1 protein-coding gene is annotated in these 2,052 nt (G+C 44.6%); it reads left to right on the forward strand.

Annotated features, from left to right (window positions below; genetic code table 11):
• Nucleotides 1-153: 153 nt before the first annotated feature.
• The gene (locus tag AS141_RS25805) at nucleotides 154-1,992 is read left to right on the forward strand and encodes an IS1634 family transposase (RefSeq protein ID WP_057940598.1); all 1,839 of its coding nucleotides are present in this window, start codon (nucleotides 154-156) and stop codon (nucleotides 1,990-1,992) included.
• Nucleotides 1,993-2,052 lie beyond the last annotated feature (60 nt).

The raw sequence follows: 2,052 nt of genomic DNA on the forward strand, positions 1-2,052 counted from the left end.
TTTAACCCAACTTGGCCCATGGTCAAGAGAAACAGCTAATTTTCTGGCCAAAAAGTGGCTATATAGTGCTTAGAGGCGGTTTTTAGGTCTGATTTTCAGTTGTAGTGATGTACGGTTGTTGTTTGTTTCAGATCTCCTTACTATCTTTGCTGTATGTTCATCAGGGAAGTCAAAAAGCAGCGCAGCAAAGACAGTAAAACATTTTACCAGTACAACCTCGTCCAGGCCTCCAGGATTGACGGGAAAGTCAAACAGAAGGTCATTCTGTACCTGGGATCTGATCCCCTGTTGGAAGATAAAGGGAACCAGAAAACAGTTTTGGAGATCCTTAAGTCGAAGATCTTTGGACAGCCCGATATCTTTCCTGACAACGTCCCTGCACCTTTGCTCCTTTTGGCAGCTTCTTTTTATGAAAAATACCTGATCAAGTACGGTGAACCTGAGCCGGGACAGGTTTCCATCCCCCCTGCACCTGAAAGAGCCGAGATGCATAACGTGGATGTTAAAGGACTGGAGGTCAGTGATGTAAAATCCTTTGGCAGCGAACATTTATGCAAGCAGGTAGTGGAGAAGCTAAAACTTAAGGAATGCCTGCTCCAGTTAGGTTTTGAAACCAAACAGGCAGACAAGGCACTGATCGCCATTGTCGCACGTGCGGTTTTCTCCAGCTCCGAATATAAAACCGCCCAGTTGCTGGATATGAACAGTGAATTAACAGGCTGTTTTGATTACCGTTCCCCCATCACACATAAGCAGCTCTACACTGTTTCAGACCAGCTTTATAACCATAAGGATAAAATAGACAGCTTTCTTTACAACAGGGTTACAGACCTGTTTGACCTGGAAGACAAGCTGGTCATTTTTGATATCAGCAACACCTACTTTGAAACAGGCAAGAAGAACAGTAAGCTGGCTGCCTATGGAAGGAGTAAGGAAAAAAGGAATGACTGTCCTTTGGTGGTATTCACCGGAGTTATCAATGCCCAGGGCTTTATCAGGCACTCCCGCATCTATGAAGGCAACAAGCCTGATACCGCAACGCTTTCAGATATGGTTGCCGATCTGGAAAAGTATAGCGGCAAGGCCCGCAAAACCATTGTCATGGACGCCGGGATAGCCACCGAGGATAACCTGGAGCTGATCAGGGAGAAAGGCTATGAGTATGTTTGCGTATCCCGCAAAAGACTCAAAGATCCTCAGGTGGCCGCAAAGGTCAGCGAATTTACCGACAGGGACAAAAACAAAGTGGAACTGGCGGTTTTCCATCCGGAAGGAAGTCCGGATACCTGGATGTATGTTCAGAGCGATGCCAAGAGAAAAAAAGAAGCCTCCATGGCCGGCAAGCTGGCAAAACGTTTTGAAGAAGAGCTGGAAAGTATCAGAGCAGCCATTTCCAAAAAAGGCGGCACCAAAAAGATTGAAAAGGTATGGGAACGTATCGGCAGGGTAAAGCAAAAGTACAGCCGGGTATCGGGAAGATACCTGATCGGGGTGGAACAGAAAGAAAAGATGGCCAGTGATATAAAATGGGAAGTAAAACCTGATCCGGTAAAAGATGAGAAAGAGAAAGGAGTGTATTTTATCCGTACCAGTTATACTGATCCCAAAGAAAAAGAACTTTGGCAGATCTACAACACCATCAGGGAAGTGGAATCCACTTTCAGATGCCTGAAATCCGACTTAGGTATCAGACCGGTGTTTCATCAAAAAGACGGGCGGATAGAATCACATATCTACCTGACGATACTGGCCTACCAATTAGTGAACACTATCAGACATATGTTAAAGGAAAAAGGGATCAACCATGACTGGAAAAACATCCTGCGTATCATGTCCACCCATACCATCCAGACGATAGAGTTGCCAACAGACAAAAAAACCATACACCTGAGAAAACCTTCAAAGCCTATCAAAGAAGTCCAGGAAATCTACTCGGCTACAGGGTGCGAAGAAACTCAAAAAGCCATAAAAAAATATGTAGTGTACCACTGATTTTTTAAATCACTGATAATAAGGTGATTATTTTACCAGTCGGCCAAGTTGGGTTAAGAC

Origin of the sequence: Algoriphagus resistens (assembly GCF_001442615.1) — a bacterium.
Classification (GTDB): Bacteria; Bacteroidota; Bacteroidia; order Cytophagales; family Cyclobacteriaceae; genus Algoriphagus; species Algoriphagus resistens.

Bases quoted from the DNA above. Each gene is read 5' to 3' on its own strand.
- AS141_RS25805 (WP_057940598.1), top strand. From the start codon at position 154: ATGTTCATCAGGGAAGTCAAAAAGCAGCGCAGCAAAGACAGTAAAACA.